16 protein-coding genes are annotated in these 17312 nt (G+C 71.5%); 6 read left to right on the top strand and 10 right to left on the bottom strand.

Going from position 1 to position 17312, the window contains the following annotated elements:
• The first annotated feature begins 24 nt into the window (after nucleotides 1-24).
• The 3 genes from ABZT74_RS26875 (at nucleotide 25) to ABZT74_RS26865 (ending at nucleotide 3410) form a co-directional block, all read left to right on the top strand.
• Complete coding sequence (locus ABZT74_RS26875; protein WP_356438773.1) at nucleotides 25-1287, top strand: DUF2092 domain-containing protein; 1263 nt, start codon at nucleotides 25-27, stop codon at nucleotides 1285-1287.
• 31 nt (nucleotides 1288-1318) lie between these two features.
• Entirely contained in the window at nucleotides 1319-2314 is a 996-nt protein-coding gene (locus ABZT74_RS26870; protein WP_356438770.1) for an ABC transporter ATP-binding protein, read from the top strand.
• A gap of 88 nt (nucleotides 2315-2402) precedes the next feature.
• Nucleotides 2403-3410, top strand: a complete 1008-nt coding sequence (locus tag ABZT74_RS26865) for an ABC transporter permease (RefSeq protein WP_356438767.1) — start codon at nucleotides 2403-2405, stop codon at nucleotides 3408-3410.
• 21 nt (nucleotides 3411-3431) lie between these two features.
• Here the strand turns inward: ABZT74_RS26865 and ABZT74_RS26860 are convergent, their stop codons facing one another.
• Nucleotides 3432-4016, bottom strand: coding sequence for an NAD(P)H-dependent oxidoreductase (locus ABZT74_RS26860; protein ID WP_356438764.1), 585 nt, complete (start codon nucleotides 4014-4016; stop codon nucleotides 3432-3434).
• Between the two features lie 574 nt (nucleotides 4017-4590).
• The gene (locus ABZT74_RS26855; protein WP_356438761.1) at nucleotides 4591-4770 is read right to left on the bottom strand and encodes a hypothetical protein; all 180 of its coding nucleotides are present in this window, start codon (nucleotides 4768-4770) and stop codon (nucleotides 4591-4593) included.
• A 346-nt stretch (nucleotides 4771-5116) separates the two neighbouring features.
• On the opposite strand from ABZT74_RS26855, the gene ABZT74_RS26850 reads away from it, so the two are divergent.
• Together ABZT74_RS26850 and ABZT74_RS26845 are read left to right on the top strand one after the other, a co-directional pair.
• Nucleotides 5117-5941 carry a hypothetical protein gene (locus ABZT74_RS26850; protein ID WP_356438758.1) on the top strand — a complete coding sequence of 275 codons (825 nt, stop codon included), beginning with the start codon at nucleotides 5117-5119 and terminating at the stop codon, nucleotides 5939-5941.
• A 139-nt stretch (nucleotides 5942-6080) separates the two neighbouring features.
• Entirely contained in the window at nucleotides 6081-6773 is a 693-nt protein-coding gene (locus ABZT74_RS26845; protein WP_356438755.1) for a hypothetical protein, read from the top strand.
• Nucleotides 6774-6794: 21 nt separating this feature from the next.
• Here the strand turns inward: ABZT74_RS26845 and ABZT74_RS26840 are convergent, their stop codons facing one another.
• The 3 genes from ABZT74_RS26840 to ABZT74_RS26830 form a co-directional block, all read right to left on the bottom strand.
• On the bottom strand, nucleotides 6795-7259 hold the full coding sequence (locus tag ABZT74_RS26840; protein ID WP_355878031.1) for a VOC family protein: 465 nt from the start codon (nucleotides 7257-7259) through the stop codon (nucleotides 6795-6797).
• Between the two features lie 100 nt (nucleotides 7260-7359).
• Nucleotides 7360-8328: an EamA family transporter RarD gene (rarD, locus tag ABZT74_RS26835; protein ID WP_355878028.1), complete on the bottom strand. Its 969-nt coding sequence runs from the start codon at nucleotides 8326-8328 to the stop codon at nucleotides 7360-7362.
• A 218-nt stretch (nucleotides 8329-8546) separates the two neighbouring features.
• Nucleotides 8547-9401 (bottom strand): SDR family oxidoreductase, encoded by an 855-nt coding sequence (locus tag ABZT74_RS26830; protein ID WP_356438752.1) that lies wholly within the window; start codon nucleotides 9399-9401, stop codon nucleotides 8547-8549.
• 91 nt (nucleotides 9402-9492) lie between these two features.
• Here ABZT74_RS26830 and ABZT74_RS26825 point away from each other — a divergent pair, with 91 nt between their 5' ends.
• Nucleotides 9493-9906, top strand: a complete 414-nt coding sequence (locus ABZT74_RS26825) for a helix-turn-helix domain-containing protein (RefSeq protein WP_356176911.1) — start codon at nucleotides 9493-9495, stop codon at nucleotides 9904-9906.
• A gap of 116 nt (nucleotides 9907-10022) precedes the next feature.
• On the opposite strand, the gene ABZT74_RS26820 is transcribed toward ABZT74_RS26825, so the two are convergent.
• The 5 genes from ABZT74_RS26820 to ABZT74_RS26800 all read right to left on the bottom strand — a co-directional run bounded on the left by ABZT74_RS26820 (nucleotide 10023) and on the right by ABZT74_RS26800 (nucleotide 17151).
• On the bottom strand, nucleotides 10023-11102 hold the full coding sequence (locus tag ABZT74_RS26820) for a 2-oxoacid:ferredoxin oxidoreductase subunit beta (RefSeq protein ID WP_356438749.1): 1080 nt from the start codon (nucleotides 11100-11102) through the stop codon (nucleotides 10023-10025).
• Nucleotides 11095-13038 carry a 2-oxoacid:acceptor oxidoreductase subunit alpha gene (locus ABZT74_RS26815; RefSeq protein ID WP_356438746.1) on the bottom strand — a complete coding sequence of 648 codons (1944 nt, stop codon included), beginning with the start codon at nucleotides 13036-13038 and terminating at the stop codon, nucleotides 11095-11097. The genes ABZT74_RS26820 and ABZT74_RS26815 overlap by 8 nt, the downstream gene beginning before the upstream one ends.
• Before the next feature lie 235 nt (nucleotides 13039-13273).
• Entirely contained in the window at nucleotides 13274-13933 is a 660-nt protein-coding gene (locus tag ABZT74_RS26810; RefSeq protein WP_355884205.1) for a response regulator transcription factor, read from the bottom strand.
• Nucleotides 13934-14276: 343 nt separating this feature from the next.
• The gene (locus ABZT74_RS26805; RefSeq protein ID WP_355884199.1) at nucleotides 14277-15632 is read right to left on the bottom strand and encodes a sensor domain-containing protein; all 1356 of its coding nucleotides are present in this window, start codon (nucleotides 15630-15632) and stop codon (nucleotides 14277-14279) included.
• A gap of 319 nt (nucleotides 15633-15951) precedes the next feature.
• Entirely contained in the window at nucleotides 15952-17151 is a 1200-nt protein-coding gene (locus tag ABZT74_RS26800; RefSeq protein WP_356178160.1) for a sensor domain-containing protein, read from the bottom strand.
• Nucleotides 17152-17312: the final 161 nt, after the last annotated feature.

The raw sequence follows: 17312 nt of genomic DNA, 5'->3' as shown, positions 1-17312 counted from the left end.
GCCGACGACGGAGGTAAGGCAGACATGGCACCGTACGAAACCGACGACAACGCGAAGGCCACCGACGAGGCCGACGACGTGCGCGCCGGACGGCACAGGGCCGCGCGGTACGTCGTTCCGGTCGCGGTGGTGGGGGTGGCGGCGGCGACCATCGGGCTCGTCCCCGCGCTCGCCTCGTCCGGGGACCCCGACCTGCCGAAGGTCACCGCCCAGCAACTCATCGAGAAGATCGCCAAGTCGGACGTCCAGCAGCTGTCCGGCACGGTCAAGATCACCACCGACCTGGGACTGCCCGACCTGGGCGGCCTGGCGAGCGGCTTCGCGTCCGGGGCCGTCAAGGGTGACGGCGGCTCCTCCGCCGACCCGCAGTCCAAGCTGATGGAACTGGCGTCGGGCACGCACACGCTGCGCGTCGCCGCCGACGGCCCGGACAAGGGCAAGGTCTCCCTCCTCGACAACGCCGCCGAGTACAGCGTCATCCACAACGGCAAGCACGTGTGGGGGTACGACAGCAAGTCGAACGAGGTCTACCACGCGGCCGCTCCCGAGTCCGCGGACGCGAAGGGCAAGGCGCCGCACGACGTTCCGGCGACGCCCAAGGACCTCGCCGACGAGGCGCTCAAGTCCGTGGACGACACGACGTCCGTGACCGTCGACGGCACCGCGCAGGTCGCCGGCCGCGACGCGTACAAGCTGGTCGTCAAGCCCAGGCAGTCCGGCTCGACGGTCGGCGCGATCAGCATCGCGGTGGACGCGAAGACCGGGCTGCCGCTGAAGTTCACGCTGACCCCGGCGAGCGGTGGCGCGGCCGTCGTGGACGCGGGCTTCACCAAGGTCGACTTCTCCCGTCCGGCCGCCTCGACGTTCGCCTTCACCCCGCCGAAGGGCGCGAAGGTCACCGAGGGCGACGACCACAAGGGTGCCGGGAAGACGCCGCACCAGGGCCTGGACAAGGACCTCCCCAAGGGCGACGAGTCGCTCCCCAAGGGTGACAAGGACCTGGCCAAGGGCCTCGACGGTGTGAAGACCATCGGCAAGGGCTGGAGCACGATCGCCGTGTTCGACAACGGCGGCCAGGGCATGCCGTCCGGCGGGAAGGGCTCGTCGGGCAACAGTGACGTCGACGGTTTCCTGAACTCCCTGGGCGACCACGTCACCGGCAAGTTCGGCTCGGGCACCGTCTTCTCCACCCGCCTGGTCAACGCGCTGATCACGGACGACGGCAAGGTCTACGCCGGTGCCGTCACCAAGGCCGCCCTGGTCAAGGCGGCCGACGCGGCCCACTGAGTCCCGCAGGCACGCCGAACCGAGGGAGCCCATGGAGGAGCTGTCCGCCGCCGAGCCCGATCCGGCGAACGCCGGGCGCGGCACCGCGTCCGACGACGACGCGGCGATCGCGACGCGCTCGCTGAGCAAGCGCTACCGCGGCGGACAGCTCGCCGTGGACGGTCTGGACCTGACCGTCCCGGCGGGCAGCGTCTTCGGCTTCCTCGGGCCGAACGGCTCGGGCAAGACCACCACCATCCGCATGCTGATGGGCCTGATCGAGCCGACCTCGGGCACGGCCCGTGTCCTGGGGCAGCCCATGCCCCGGGCCACCCGGGCCGTGCTCCCGCACGTCGGGGCCCTGATCGAGGGCCCCGCGCTGTACGGCTTCCTCTCCGGGCGGGACAACCTCCTGCGGTACGACGCCGCCGACCCGGCGGCCGACCCCCGAACCCGGCGGACGCGTGTCGCCGCCGCCCTCGACCGGGTCGGGCTGACGGCCGCGGGCAGCAAGAAGGCGAAGGCGTACTCCCTCGGCATGAAGCAGCGGCTCGGTCTCGCGGCCGCGCTGCTCCAGCCCCGCCGGCTGCTCGTCCTGGACGAACCGACCAACGGGCTCGACCCGCAGGGCATGCGCGAGATCCGCTCCCTGGTCAGGGAGCTGGCCTCCGACGGCACCACCGTCTTCCTCTCCTCGCATCTCCTCGACGAGATCGAGCAGGTCTGTACGCACGCCGCCGTGATGGCGCAGGGACGGCTCATCACCCAGGGCGCCGTCGCCGACCTCGCGGCGGGCGCACGCGGACGGCTGGTCGTGACCACCCCGGACGCGGCAGACGCGGCCCGGGTCCTCAAGGAGCAGGGCGTGACGGATCTCGTCGTGACGGAGACAGGGGTGACCGCTGAACCGCCGGACCGCGAACTCGCCGAACTGAACGCCGCGTTGGTCACGGCGGGTGTCCGGGTCCGCGGCTTCGGGGTCGAACGGGCCTCGCTGGAGGACGCCTTCGTGGCGCTGACGGGGGAGGGCTTCGATGTCGCGGGCTGAGAGCCTTCCGGAGACGGGCCGCACCGGAGAAGGCGCGGGCTCACAGCCGGACTCCGGGGCCGAAGCGGGGGCCGGCTCCCCGGCCGCAATGGATGCGCCCGTCCCCACCGACGGGGCGACGGAGGCGAGGGCGCGATCCGGCTCCGCGGCGGAATCGGCACCGGGCGCGCGGGCCAGCGCCGGGACGAGCGGGACCGACACCCCGTCGACACGCGCCGCCACCGCCGCACGCCCCGCACCGGCCGGACGGCGACCGAACCCGCTCTGGACCCTCGGCCTCTTCCGCAGCGAGCTGGTGACCACCTTCCGGCGCTGGCGGACGATCGCACTGCTCGGCGTGCTCGCGGCCGTGCCGGTCCTGATCGGCGTGGCGATCCGGATCGAGACGAGCGACGGCTCGTCCGCGGGCGGAGGCGGCGGCGAGGGCCCGGCGTTCATCGCGCAGATCACCAACAACGGCCTGTTCCTGGTGTTCACGGCGCTGGCCGCGACCCTCCCGTTCTTCCTGCCGATGGCGGTCGGGGTCATCGCCGGCGACGCGATCGCCGGCGAGGCCAACGCGGGCACCCTGCGCTACCTCCTCGTCGCGCCCGCGGGCCGCACCCGGCTGCTCCTCACCAAGTACGCGACCACGATGACGTTCTGCCTGGTCGCCACCCTGGTCGTGACGGTGTCGGCGCTCACGGTGGGCGTACTGCTGTTCCCGCTGGGCGAGCTGACCACCATCTCCGGCACCCGTATCAGCTTCACCGAGGGGCTCGGCCGGGCGCTGCTCATCGCCCTCGTCGTCGCCGCGTCACTGATCGGCGTGGCCGCGCTCGGGCTGTTCGTCTCGACCCTCACCAACAGCGGCATCGCGGCCATGGCGACGACGGTAGGCCTGCTCATCACCGTCCAGATCCTCGACCAGATCCCGCAACTGCACGCGCTCCAGCCGTACTTCTTCTCCCACTACTGGCTGTCCTTCGCCGACCTCATGCGCGAGCCGGTCTACTGGGACGATCTGACCCGCAACCTCGGCCTCCAGGCGCTGTACGCGGCCGTGTTCGGTTCGGCGGCGTGGGCACGCTTCACGGCCAAGGACATCACGGCCTGACGGCACCCGGACGCGCGCTGCTCACACCTCGTAAGGGAAGCGGGCGAGCGGCGGTTCCTGCGCGAAGAACGTCTTCGCCCGGGCCAGGGCGTCCGCGTCGTTCAGTACGTCGCCGCGCCTGCTGCCGTTGCCGAGCAGGACACCGCCGAACCGCATCCCCATGTAGGCGGCCGAGTTGTTCAGGGTGCCCACCAGCGGATCCGCGACCTCCTGCTCCTCGTGCGCGAGGGCGGTGACACCCCACAGGGTGCGCCCGGCGAGGGTCTCCTTGAAATCGATGCCGGGCGTGCGGAGCCAGCCCGACCAGTAGTCCAGGTACCGCTTGGTGAGGCCGGACACCGAGTACCAGTACAGCGGCGAGACGATCACGATGTCGGTGGCCGCGAGCGTGGCGTCGAGGAACAGCCCCGGGACGGTACCGGTGGGCGGACGGACGTGGTCGCTGTCGCGGCGCAGGTCCACGAAGTCGGGGAGCGCGTGTTCGGCCAGGTTCAGCCAGCGCTGCCCGACGTCCGGAGGCAGTTGCTCGGCGGCTTTGCGGGCCAGCAGCTCGGTGTTGCCCTCGGCGCGGCTGCTGCCCAGCACGAACAGGAAATTCCGGGTCATGGCTCCCCCTGGGGTACGCGCCGCGGAACGCGACGCGACGACTACATGCGTGGACAATATATGCGTACGCATCTAGTTGTCCAGGGGGTCCGACCTGCCCTGGGACGAGCCTGTGACGTCGTGGTGACCTGGGAAACAGGTGGGAGCGGGGAGACTCGGCTGTAGGCGTCGGCCGACCGGACCGTGGGGCGGCCGGAGCTCATCGTGAGACGGCGGCAGCCGCTCGACCGGTTCGGCACACCCACCCCGCGGCGAAGAGCCGTCCGTGGGTCCGGAACCCCGGCCGGGACCGAAGTGTGGAGGGAGGCGAGGATGAGGACCACGCGCACGGGAGCGACCGGGTGGCGTAGCGGAGGTGTGCGTAGCGGCCGGCGAACGGGTACGAGCACAGGGACCACCGTCACCGCCGTGACCCCGATCGGCCGCGGCCCGCACGTGTTCCGCCGCCCCGCCTGTGCGGCGGAGACACCACCGCCCTGTTCCTCGTCCCCCCACCCGATCCCGTCCTCGCCCCCGACCACCCCTTCGTGAGGGAACCGATGTCTCGACTCAGCCGCGATCAGCAGCGAGAACCTCAGCGGCAGTACCCGGCGGCCGGTGCCGGGGGGCAGCCGGCCACCGGGGAGGCCCCGGTCGAGGTGCGCGTACCGGCGACGCCCGCCGCCTCGGCGTCCGGCGACGGCGCCCCCGCCGTGGCGACGGCCGACGGAAGGCCGATCGTGGCCGAGCCGGGCGAGCCGGTGCAGGCCGCCATCCTCAGGCACCTCCACCACCTCGCGCTGGCGGTGGGCCACCCCGTCCTCGCGCGCGTGCACGACGAACGCATCGGCTTCGTCGTGCCGCTTCAGGTGTCCGTCGACGGCTCCAGCCGCTACACGGGGGAGCCGGTACGGACGCCGGCGCGCCCGGAGGGAATGCCGCCGCGCCCGGAAGGGACACCACCGGCCCCTCAGACACCACTGGCCCCTCAGACACCACCCGCCCCACAGGCGGCACCCGCGCCATCGCCCGCACCTGCATCCGCACCCGCATCTGCACCGGTACCGGTGAGTGCGTCCGAGCCCGCCGAGCCCGCCCAACCCGCCGAAACGGTGAAGCCCGTGACCTCCGCCCCGTCCACCGTGGTCCTGCGCAAGGTGCGGCCGCAGCCGCACTTCGAGTCCGAGTCCGAGTCCGAGCCCGAGTACCTGTCCTTGCCGGGCGGTGGCGTGACCCAGGTGCTGCGGTCGGCGGCGGAACCAGTGCCCGCTCCGCTGGGCCGGTTCGGACCGGCACCGGTGATGGACCCCGTCGCCGAGCCGCCGTCCGCCCCCGCGCCGAAGCCGTCGGCCCCCGCCATGGAGGCACTGGCCCTGCTCACCCCCGAGCGGGAACCGGAGCCGAAGCCCGCTCCCGTGCGCGGCTTCGACGCCGTGGCCGAGGCGGTCCTCGCGCCGAACCCGGACGACGCGGACCCGGGGCGGGGCGGCACCACGGCCTTCTACGCGGAGCCCGTCGCGCGGATCAACGAGGCCGTGAAGATGGGCCGTATCGACGAGGCCGCGGGCACGGCGGAACGCACGGTCGCCGCGGCCGCGCAGGCGCTCGGCGAAGAGCACCCCGAGGTGCTGAAGCTGCGCGAGCTGACCGCGTACATCGCCTACTTGGCCGGCGACGCGCTGAGGTCGTTCCACCTGTCGCTCGATCTGGCGCGGGTGCGGTGGCGTCAGCGGGACGCGGAGGGCGCGTACGGCAACGTGCAGAGCGCGGCCACCGCGTGGCGTGCCGTGCGCGACCCGCTCCAGGGCCTGCACCTCGGGCGCGCCCTGATCGGCGTCTGGACCGAACTCGCCGCCGACGGCGGCCCGGCTGCCGACGACATCGGTCAACTGGAGTCGGCCCGCACCCGCATGGGCCGCCTCGCCGAACGCGCCCGCGCCCTGTGAACGACACTCCCTGACCGACCCTGCCCGCTCCCGCGCGAGTGACGACCGCGCATCAGGGGGAGAGAAGGGGGAGAAGCGGACCCACGGGCACGGGACGGAAGGGGATCAGCCGATGGGGAGGCGATCGGGAAAGAGGAGAGTGCCCGGCGACCGGCGGGCCGAGGACATCGAGAAGGCCGCCGGCCAGGTCAGGAGCAGGCCCGCACTCCCGTCACAGCAGCCCACCCACGCCTCTTCCACGAGCGGTACCGCGGCCGCTTCCGTGTCGGCGTCCGTCCCCGCTGCCGTGCTCGATCGCGCCCGGGTCACCGCCGCGTACAGCCGCTCACCGGTGTCCCACCGCGCCGCCACCGGGACGGCCCCGCGCCCCCGGGTGGAGGTGAGCGTCAATGAACTCACCGGCACGATGAGCTGGCGCACCGTCCAGCCGCCGGTGTCCGATCCCTCGGCCCGTCCGGGTGACAGGAACGCACGGAACCGTACGACGGCCTCCGGCTCCCGCGTGCCGAACTCCGAGGGCGCCGCGCCCGTCCCGACGAATCCGGCGGACGTACGCGCCGCCGTGAACGTCTCCGTGGCGTCGCTCCCTCCGGAGCAGCTGCGGCGTCACCTCGCGGTGGTCGCGGTGCTCCGCTCCCACGTCGCGGCCGATCTTGCGGTCGGCGGGAAGCTGCCGCCGACCGTGGCGGCGCATCTGCGCACCGGGCCGACCCCGGCCGCGGCGCACGCGCTCAACGAGGAGCGCGTCGAGACGACGGGGGAACTGACCCGCAGGTCGCCCGCCGCCCGGCGGACAGCGGCCCCGGCACCGACACGTGCCCACCACCGCTGAGGGGCGAGTCCCCGCGGGCCGTCAGTGCACGCAGAACTCGTTCCCCTCGGGGTCCGCCATCACCACCCAGGCGCCGGACGGCTCCTTCACGTCGCGCAGGATGTTCGCCCCCAGGGCGCCCAGCCGTTCGACCTCGTCGGCCTGGCGTCCCTCGCCGGGGTGCAGGTCGAGGTGGAGACGGTTCTTGCCCGTCTTGGGTTCGGGAACCCGCTGGAAGAGGATCCGCCGCCCGAGACCGGTGCCGCGCTCGGTGTCGTAGGGGTCGTCGGGATGCCGTACGGCGATCAGGTCACGGAAGGCCGGGCGGCCGTGGAAGTCGAGGGTGGCCTCGGCGGGCAGGGCACCCATACCGAGCAACTGCTCGATGAGGGCGCTGTTGTCCTCGACCGTGTACCCGAGCGCGGCGGACCAGAAGTCGGCCTGCGCGTGCGGGTCGGCGGCGTCGATGACGAGCTTCCAGTGGACGGGTACGGGAGTCGGCGTCATGCCTTCACTTATACGCATCCTTCATGCCGCCCGCGCGTGAAGCGGGTTTTCGCTCTCTTCGCCCCACCCGGCCGTCCCGGGGGCCGCACCGGACCCGGCGCTACGCGCGCTCCGACACGACAGGGACCGCCGCCTCGGCGGCGCCCCCCGCACGGGCGGACTCCCGGAGCGCCAGCGCACCCCGCCGGGCCGTCCGCAACGCGTCGAACGTGAGCAGCGACAGGGCGACCCAGACGAGCGCGAACCCGGCCCACCGCTCGGCGGGCATCGCCTCGTGGAAGTAGAAGATGCCGAGGAGGAACTGGAAGACGGGCGCCAGGTACTGGAGCAGGCCGAGCGTGGACAGCGGCACGCGGATCGCGGCGGCGCCGAAGCAGACCAGGGGGATCGCGGTGACCACGCCGGTCGCCGCGAGCAGCGCGGCATGCCCCGCCCCCTCCGTGCCGAACGTCGCGTCACCGTGCGACCCCAGCCACAGCAGGTACGCCATCGCCGGCAGGAACTGGATCGCGGTCTCGGCGGCGAGCGACTCGATGCCGCCGAGGTTGACCTTCTTCTTCGCGAGGCCGTACGTGGCGAAGGAGAAGGCGAGGCAGAGGGAGATCCACGGCGGCCGGCCGTACCCGATGGTCAGGACGACGACGGCGGCGAGCCCGACCCCGACGGCGGCCCACTGGACCGGCCGCAGCCGTTCCTTGAGGAGCAGCACGCCCATCGCGATGGTGACGAGGGGGTTGATGAAGTACCCGAGCGAGGCCTCGACCACGTGCCCGGAGTTCACCGCCCAGATGTAGACGCCCCAGTTGACGGTGATGACCGCGGCGGCGACGGTGACGAGCCCCAGCTTGCGCGGCTGCCGCAACAGCTCGCCCGCCCAGGCCCACCGGCGCATGACGAGCAGCACGGCACCGACGACCACCAGCGACCACGCCATCCGGTGCGCGAGGATCTCGGTCGCCCCGGCCGGCTTGAGCAGCGGCCAGAAGAGGGGGACGAGCCCCCACATGCCATAGGCGGCGAAGCCGTTCAGCAGACCTATGTGCTGCTCGCCCCTCGGCTTCCTGGCCACCGGCAACTCCTTCTCGCGCGCTCCCGGACGCCCACCGCGCCCCCACCGCCTCAGGTCCCGAGCCGTCGGAACCCGCGTGCGGCCTCCAAGAAGGTAGCGCCGCGAACCTGCGCCTGTCATGCCCGTATCGCCATACGGTCATGACAGGCGCGGGTGGGGCCTCGGCACCCCGGATCCGAGGCGGGCGGGCCGCGGAATCGGCCCGTCGGCCGGCGGGATCAGCCCTTCAGCCCGGCGGCGACGGCCTCCGCGATCGGGGTGGTCGGACGCCCGGTCAGCCGCGAAAGATCGCCGCTGGTGGCGGCCAGCTCGCCCTTCTCGATGGAGGACTCGACGCCCGTGAGGATCCCGGCGAGAACCTCGGGCAGCCCGGCGCCGGTCAGGATGCCGGTGAAGGTCTCGGGGGAGACGGGGCTGTAGACGATCTCCTTGCCGGTCTGCCGGCTCAGCTCGGCGGCGTACTCGGCGAATCCCCATGCCTCGTCGCCGCTCAGCTCGTACGTCGCGTTCTCGTGGCCCTCGCCGGTCAGCACCGCGACCGCGGCGGCGGCGTAGTCGGCGCGCGAGGCGGAGGCGATCCGGCCGTCACCGGCGGCCTGCACCACGGCGTTGTGCTCCAGCGCCGGGGCGAGGTTCTCGGTGTAGTTCTCGTGGTACCAGCCGTTGCGCAGCAGCGTGTAGGGCACTCCGGAGGCGAGGAGGACCTCCTCGGTGGCGCGGTGGTCGTCGGCGAGGGCGGCCGTGAGGCCACCGGGGGCGCTGGTGTAGACGAGCAGGGCGACACCGGCCGCCTTGGCGGCGTCGATGACGACCCGGTGCTGCCCGACGCGGTCCTTGTCGAATTCGTTGCCCGAGATCAGCAGCACCTTGTCACCGGCCGAGAGCAGGCCGTTGAAGGTGGCGGGCGCGCTGTAGTCGGCGACCGCGAGCCGTACGCCCCGGGCCGCGAGGTCGGCGGCCTTGGCCTCGTCGCGTACGACGGCGGTGATCTGCTCGGCCGGGACCTTCTCCAGCAGCTGCTCGACGACGTGACGGCCGAGGTGTCCGGTGGCTCCGGTGACGACAATGCTCATGACGTACATCTCCTTGTGGGGTGCGGATGACACTCACCCTAGGAGCTGCACTAACTGTTGGAAAGTACCCACCTTGAAGTAAGGTACTGGCATGGTCGTAAGTAGCAAGGCAGCGGACGGGTACGACGCCGGTGAGGCGATGTGCCCCTACCGCCTGGTCCTGGAACATGTCACCAGCCGCTGGGGCGTCCTCGTCCTGATCGAGTTGCTGGAGCGTCCGTACCGGTTCAGTGAGCTGCGCAGGGCGGTGGGCCGGGTCGGCAGGCCGGTCAGCGAGAAGATGCTGACCCAGACGCTGCAGACCCTGGAGCGGGACGGGCTGGTCCACCGTGACGCGAAGCCGGTGATCCCGCCGCGCGTCGACTACTCGCTCACCGAGCTGGGCCGCGAGGCCGCGGAGCAGGTGCGGGGGCTCGCGATGTGGACCAAGAAGCGGATGGCCGACGTGGAGCAGTCCCGCGCCGCGTACGACGAGACCCGCGCGCTCAGGGCCCGGGCCTCCTAGGGGCTCCGGACGCGACGAGACCCGGGCCCTGAGGCCCGGGTCTCGTCATGACGGTGAGTGGCGAACGGTGCCGGGGCACGGCCGAAGGCATCGGCTGTGCCGCGGTCCGGCCGGGGTCAGCCGACGACGGTCCAGGTGTCTCCTCCGGCCAGCAGTGCGCCGAGGTCTCCCTTGCCGTTCTGCTCGATGGCCGCGTCGAGCTGGTCCGCCATCTGCGTGTCGTAGACCGGCCGTTCGACCGAGCGGAGCACGCCGATGGGGGTGTGGTGCAGGGTGTCGGGGTCGGCGAGGCGCGACAGCGCGAACGCGGTGGTGGGGCTGGGGGAGTGCGCGTCGTGCACGAGGATCCGCGACCGGTTCTCGTCCGTGACGGCCACGACCCTCAGGTCTCCGGTGGCGGGGTCGCGGACGACGCCCTTGGACTGGTCGGTGCCGAAGGTGATGGGCCGGCCGTGTTCGAGACGGATGACGGCTTCCTCGGCCTGCTGCTTGTCCTTGAGGACCTCGAAGGCGCCGTCGTTGAAGATGTTGCAGTTCTGGTAGATCTCCACCAGCGCCGTGCCCGGGTGGGCCGCGGCCTGCCGCAGTACCTCGGTGAGGTGCTTGCGGTCGGAATCGACCGTGCGGGCCACGAACGAGGCCTCCGCGCCGATCGCCAGCGACACCGGGTTGAACGGCGCGTCCAGCGACCCCATCGGCGTCGACTTGGTGATCTTCCCGACCTCCGAGGTCGGCGAGTACTGCCCCTTGGTCAGCCCGTAGATCCGGTTGTTGAACAACAGGATCTTCAGATTCACGTTGCGGCGCAGAGCATGGATGAGGTGGTTGCCGCCGATGGAGAGCGCGTCACCGTCGCCGGTGACGACCCACACGCTCAAGTCCCGCCGCGAGGACGCCAGTCCGGTCGCGATCGCCGGGGCCCGGCCATGGATCGAGTGCATCCCGTAGGTGTTCATGTAGTACGGGAACCGCGAGGAACAGCCGATCCCGGAGACGAAGACGATGTTCTCCTTCGCCAGCCCCAGCTCCGGCATGAACCCCTGCACGGCCGCCAGGACCGCGTAGTCACCGCAGCCCGGGCACCAGCGCACTTCCTGATCGGACTTGAAGTCCTTCATGGACTGTCTGGCCTCGGCCTTGGGGACGAGGGAGAGCGACTCGATCGTGCCCGTGCCTTCCGTGGACGTCTCAGCCATCGATGGCCTCCTTGAGAGCCGTGGCGAGCTGCTCAGCCTTGAACGGCATGCCGTTGACCTGGTTGTACGAGCGGGCGTCCACCAGGTACTTGGCCCGGATCAGGGTGGCGAGCTGTCCCAGGTTCATCTCCGGGATCACCACCTTGTCGTAACGCCCCAGCACCTCACCGAGGTTGCGCGGGAAGGGGTTGAGGTGCCGCAGATGGGCCTGCGCGATGGGAACGCCCGCGGCACGCAGTCGGCGCACGGCCGCGGTGATCGGCCCAAAGGTGGAACCCCAGCCCAGGACCAGGGTGTCGGCGGCCTCGTCGGTACCCGCGGTGGGGTCGTCGACGTCGAGGTCGGGAACGTCGATGCCGTCGATCTTGGCCTGGCGGGTGCGGACCATGAACTCGTGGTTGGCGGGGTCGTAGGAGATGTTCCCGCTGCCGTCCTGCTTCTCGATCCCGCCGATCCGGTGCTCGAGGCCCGGCGTTCCGGGCACGGCCCAGGGGCGCGCGAGGGTCTGCGGGTCCCGCTTGTAGGGCCAGAAGACCTCGGTGCCGTCGTCCAGGGTGTGGTTCGGACCCTGGGCGAACTGGACGCGCAGGTGCGGGAGTTCATCCACCTCGGGGACGCGCCAGGGCTCGCTGCCGTTCGCGAGGTAGCCGTCGGAGAGGAGCAGTACGGGCGTCCGGTACGTCAGCGCGATCCGCGCCGCCTCCATCGCGGCGTCGAAGCAGTCGGCCGGCGTCATGGGCGCGACCACCGGCACCGGGGCTTCGCCGTTGCGGCCGTACATCGCCTGCAACAGGTCGGCCTGCTCCGTCTTGGTCGGCAGACCCGTGGACGGTCCGCCGCGCTGGATGTCGATGACCAGCAACGGCAGTTCGAGACTCACCGCCAGACCGATCGTCTCCGACTTCAAGGCGACACCGGGCCCCGACGTCGTCGTCACCGCGAGGGAACCGCCGAACGCGGCGCCCAGCGCCGCCCCGATCCCCGCGATCTCGTCCTCCGCCTGGAACGTGCGCACACCGAAGTTCTTGTGCCGGCTCAGCTCATGCAGGATGTCGGAGGCCGGAGTGATCGGATACGACCCCAGATACAGGGGCAGATCCGCCTGCCGCGACGCCGCGATCAGACCGTACGACAGCGCCAGATTCCCCGAGATGTTGCGGTACGTACCCGTCGGGAACGTCTGCGCCGCCGGAGCCACCTCATAGGAGACCGCGAAATCCTCCGTCGTCTCCCCGAAATTCCAACCCGCCCGAAAAGCCGCCAGGTTCGCCGCCGCGATCTGCGGCTTCTTCGCGAACTTCGTCGCCAGGAACTTCTCCGTCCCCTCCGTCGGCCGGTTGTACATCCACGACAACAACCCCAGCGCGAACATGTTCTTGCTCCGCTCGGCCTCCTTGCGCGAGAGGTCGAACTCCTTCAACGCCTCCACCGTCATCGTCGTCAACGGGACGGGGTGCACGCTGTATCCGTCGAGGGAACCGTCCTCCAGCGGGCTGGTCGCGTATCCGACCTTCTGCATCGCCCGCTTCGTGAACTCATCGGTGTTCACGATGATCTCCGCACCCCGCGGCACATCGGCCATGTTCGCCTTCAACGCCGCCGGATTCATCGCCACCAGAACGTTCGGGGCGTCACCCGGCGTGAGGATGTCGTGGTCGGCGAAGTGCAGTTGAAAAGAAGAAACGCCCGGCAGGGTTCCTGCGGGCGCGCGGATCTCGGCCGGGAAGTTCGGCAGCGTCGAGAGGTCGTTGCCGAACGAGGCCGTCTCCGCAGTGAAACGGTCACCGGTGAGCTGCATCCCGTCACCCGAGTCCCCCGCGAAGCGGATGATGACCCGGTCGAGGCGGCGGACGTCCTTCGTCCCCACCGGTTTGCGCTGTTCTCCCACGAGGGCGTCGTCGGCCTGCTCCGTTGGGCTACTGACCTGGCTCGTCACTGAACTGGACCTCCTTTGAGGCGGCTGTCCGGGAGTGGTCCTGCCGTAGACCCTTCCCTTTTCAACCCTACGTCCGTAAGGGTCGCCTTCCTTCGGCCATTCGCATGATGGACACCATTTTGAGACGGCCTGACGCCCTGACTTGTCATAATTTCCCCGCCCTCGGCTCTCACTCCGAACGACGCTCCCGGTCTGCCTCCTGGTTCTGTACGACAACTGACACAGTGTCAGATGGTCAGGAGTTCAGATAGGTCAGAACGGCCAGAACACGCCGGTGGTCCCCGTCGCTCGGGGACAGTCCGAGCTTCAGGAAGATGTTGCTGACGTGCTTCTCGACGGCCCCGTCGCTCACCACCAGCTGGCGGGCGACGGCCGAGTTCGTCCGGCCCTCGGCCATCAGCCCGAGCACTTCCCGCTCCCGCGGCGTCAGTCCGGCCAGCACGTCCTGCTTGCGGCTGCGGCCGAGCAACTGCGCCACGACCTCGGGGTCGAGCGCGGTACCCCCCTGAGCCACCCGCACCACGGCGTCCACGAACTCGCGCACCTCGGCGACCCGGTCCTTGAGCAGGTAACCGACGCCACGGCTGGAACCGGCCAACAGTTCGGTGGCGTACCGCTCCTCCACGTACTGTGACAGCACGAGCACACCGAGTCCGGGATGCGCCTTGCGCAGCTGCACGGCCGCCCGCACGCCCTCGTCGGTGTGCGTCGGCGGCATCCGTACATCGGCGACCACCACGTCCGGCAGCGCGTCCTGCGCCGCGAACTCCGCCATGGTCTTGATCAGCGCCTCGCCGTCCCCGACCCCCGCCACCACGTCGTGCCCCCGGTCGGTCAGCAACCGGGTCAGGCCCTCCCTGAGCAGCACTGAATCCTCGGCGATGACGACCCGCACCCTGTCCTCCACGATTCTTCGGCCCCCCAGAGCCCACCCCGGGCCGTCCCCGGACCCGCCGGGTTCGTCCCCGCTCGTACGACCGCGGTCGTACGACAGACCCCAGCATTCCAGCATTCCGATCGGGGCGCGCCCGGGCGGCGTGAATACGCCAGGGGTCCGTGGAGGTGCGGTTCCGGAGGGTGACGCGTCAGCCCGCCCGGCGTTTCCGGACGGGTGTGCCGCGCGCCCGGCCGGTGATCCCGGAGGGGCGCGCGGTGTGGCGGGGCCTGCCGGCCCCGCCCGGTCCTGTCCCGCTGAGCCGTATCCGCCCCGCGACGGAGTGCCGGCCCGCAGGGGCGGTTCAGCCCCGCCAGGGCAGTTCCGCCGTGATCCGGGTCGGTCCGGCGGCCGGCGAGTCCACGACGAGGATCCCGTCGACCGCGTCGAGCCGTTCCGCGAGGCCCGCGAGGCCCGAACCCGAGGAGGCGTCGGCGCCGCCGACCCCGTTGTCCACGACCTGGAGCATCAGCCGGTTCTCCACCCGCCACACGTCCACGCTCGCCCGGGTCGCCCGGGAGTGCTTGCTGATGTTCTGCAGCAGCTCGGAGACGGTGAAGTAGGCGATGCCCTCGATGGCGGGCATCGGCCGGGCCGGCAGGTCGACCTCCACCCGCACCGGAACCGTGCACCGCGAGGCCACCGAGGACAGCGCGGCGTCGAGCCCCCGGTCGGTCAGCACCGCGGGGTGGATACCGCGCGCCAGGTCCCGCAGTTCCTGAAGCGCCGTCTTCACCTCGCCGTGCGCCTCGCCGACCATCCGCGCGGCGGCCTCCGGGTCCTCGGTCAGCTTCTCCTTGGCGAGACCCAGGTCCATCGCCAGCGCGACGAGCCGGGCCTGTGCCCCGTCGTGCAGATCGCGCTCGATGCGCCGCAGGTCGGCCGCCGCGGTGTCGACGACCACGCCCCGGTCCGACTCCAGCTCCACCACACGGGTCGCCAGCCGCGACGGGCCGAGCAGCCCGCGCACCATCAGCCCGTCCACGGTCGTCAGCGCCCGCACGATCCACGGGGTCGCCATCGTGAACAGCAGCCCGAGCAGCGCGGTCATCGTGATCTCGAACGGGTTGTCCAGGTACACCGAGTGCGTTCCGTCGCCGTACAGCTGGAGGCCGCCCTGGCCCGCGTACATCGGGAAGACCCAGAACCACAGGGGGTATGTCAGCAGTGCCCACCCGTACAGCCAGAAGCTCAGCGCCACCGTGAAGGAGAACACCGCCCACGGGAACTGGACCACCGCGTACAGCAGATGCCGCCACGAGGCGCCGCTCCTGAGCACCGCGCCCATCCACGCCATCGGACCCTGCTTGCGCATCCGCAGCGGCTCGGGATCGGCCACCTCGACACCCAGCAGCCCGCGCGCCCGCGCCCGCTCCAGCGAGCCGAAGCCGCGGCAGCCGGCCAGCGCGGCGGCGAGCACCGGGACGCCCAGGAAGGTGATGAGCAGGCCCGCGCCCAGCGACACCATCGTGACCGCGAACGTGAACATGAGGATGCCGAGCGGAAGGCCCAGCATCACGTAGCCGAACTCCCGCCAGCTCCGGGCCTCGATCGGTGCCCGCAGCGGGGCCGGAAGACGGTGTCGCCGCTCCGTGGCGCCCGCCCCGTCGAATCCGGGCCCGCTCCGGTGCCCGTATCCGTTTCCGTACTCCGTGGCCATCGGTCCGTCCGTTCTCTCGTCGCGTCCTGCGCCTCGACTCGTTCCGCGCGTCGGCTCGTACCCCTACTCTGCTGTCCGCGCCGCCCACGGACCATGGAGCGGGTCGGCGTCTCGGTCCGGGGGTTTTCCCTACCTACGGGCCGCCCCTCCCGCACGGGGCCACGCGCCCCACGGGCCGCACTTCCCGTACGGGCCGCAACCTCTGTCAGCACCGGTCGGACGCCGAAGGCCGCACGGTGGTCCACCGTGCGGCCTTTCCTTCGGTCCGGGAGCGGCGGCCTTTCCTTGGTGTCCGGGAGAGGGTGTGCCGCCGCACGCGCTACCGCGCGGGCCCGTCCTCGCGTGCCCGCCACGGGAGTTCGGCCGTGACGACCGTCGGGCCGCCCTCCGGCGAGTCGACGACGAACAGGCCGTCCACCGCCCCCAGCCGATCGGCGAGCCCCGCCATGCCGCTGCCGCGGTCGAGGCCCGCGCCGCCGTGGCCGTCGTCGCGGACCTGGATGAGCAGACGGTCGTCCGACCGCCACACGTCGACGGACGCCGAACGCGCACCGCTGTGCTTGCTGACGTTCTGCAGCAGCTCGGAGACGGTGAAGTAGGCGATGCCCTCGATGGCCGCGGCCGGCCGCGCCTCCAGGTCGGCGGTCACCTTCACCGGCACCGTGCACCGCGAGGCCACCGAGGACAGGGCCGCGTCCAGTCCTCGGTCGGTGAGGACCGCCGGATGAATACCGCGCGCCAGGTCGCGCAGCTCCTGCAGGGCGAGCTTCACCTCGCCGTGCGCCTCGTCGACCATGACCGCCGCCGCGTCGGGATCCTCCAGCAGCTTCTCCTTGGCCAGACCGAGGCCCATCGCCAGCGCGACCAGCCGGGCCTGCGCCCCGTCGTGCAGATCGCGCTCGATGCGGCGCAGATCGGCGGCCGCCGCGTCCACCACCACCCCGCGGTCGGACTCCAGCTCGGCGATCCGCCGCTCCAGCGCGTCGTCGGGCGACAGCAGTCCGCGCACCAGCGCCCGGTCCACGTTCGTCAGCCCCCGCGCGAGGAACGGCAGCACCGGCCACAGCACGAACAGCGACACCAGCGTGATGACGAAGGTGGCGATGCCCCAAGGCAGCCGTATGAAGTCGTAGAGCGTCGCGCGCCAGGCGACCGGGTCCTTCAGGCTCGACCACAGCCAGCCGAAGAGCCCGGCCCGCCGCACCGGCAACGGGCTCGGCTCGTCGATCCGCAGCCCCAACAGCCGCCGCGCCCGCGCCCGCTCCACCTTGCCCAGCTGCCGCGAACCGCGCAGCCCGCCCGCGAGCAGCGGCAGTCCGACGACCGTCACCGCCAGCCCGGCACCGGTTGCCAGCATCGTCACCACGTACACGAAACCGATGAGCGAGGCCGGCAGGTTCAGCAGGAGATGCGCGATCTCCTTCCAGGTCTGCTGGTCGAGGGCGAAGCGCGCGGGAGGCGGCCGGTCGCCGTCGGACGGTCCGTCCGACGGACCGGCGGGCGTGATGCGTTCGGTCATATCCGCTAGCCTGCCCGGCGGCGCGCCGCCGCGCCATGAGGTGGGCCGCCGCGATGCACTGGGGATAACCCCACCCTCAGGGGTGACGGCGGGACGGGACACGAGATACCGGCGGGGAGCCGTTCACACAGTGAGACGTGAACGCGTGCCCGGTGGTCGGG

It is taken from the genome of Streptomyces sp. NPDC005302, from assembly GCF_040607345.1.
Lineage (GTDB): Bacteria > Actinomycetota > Actinomycetes > Streptomycetales > Streptomycetaceae > Streptomyces.
Note: the sequence above shows the minus strand (reverse complement) of the source record. Positions and strands in the feature narration are given on the sequence as shown.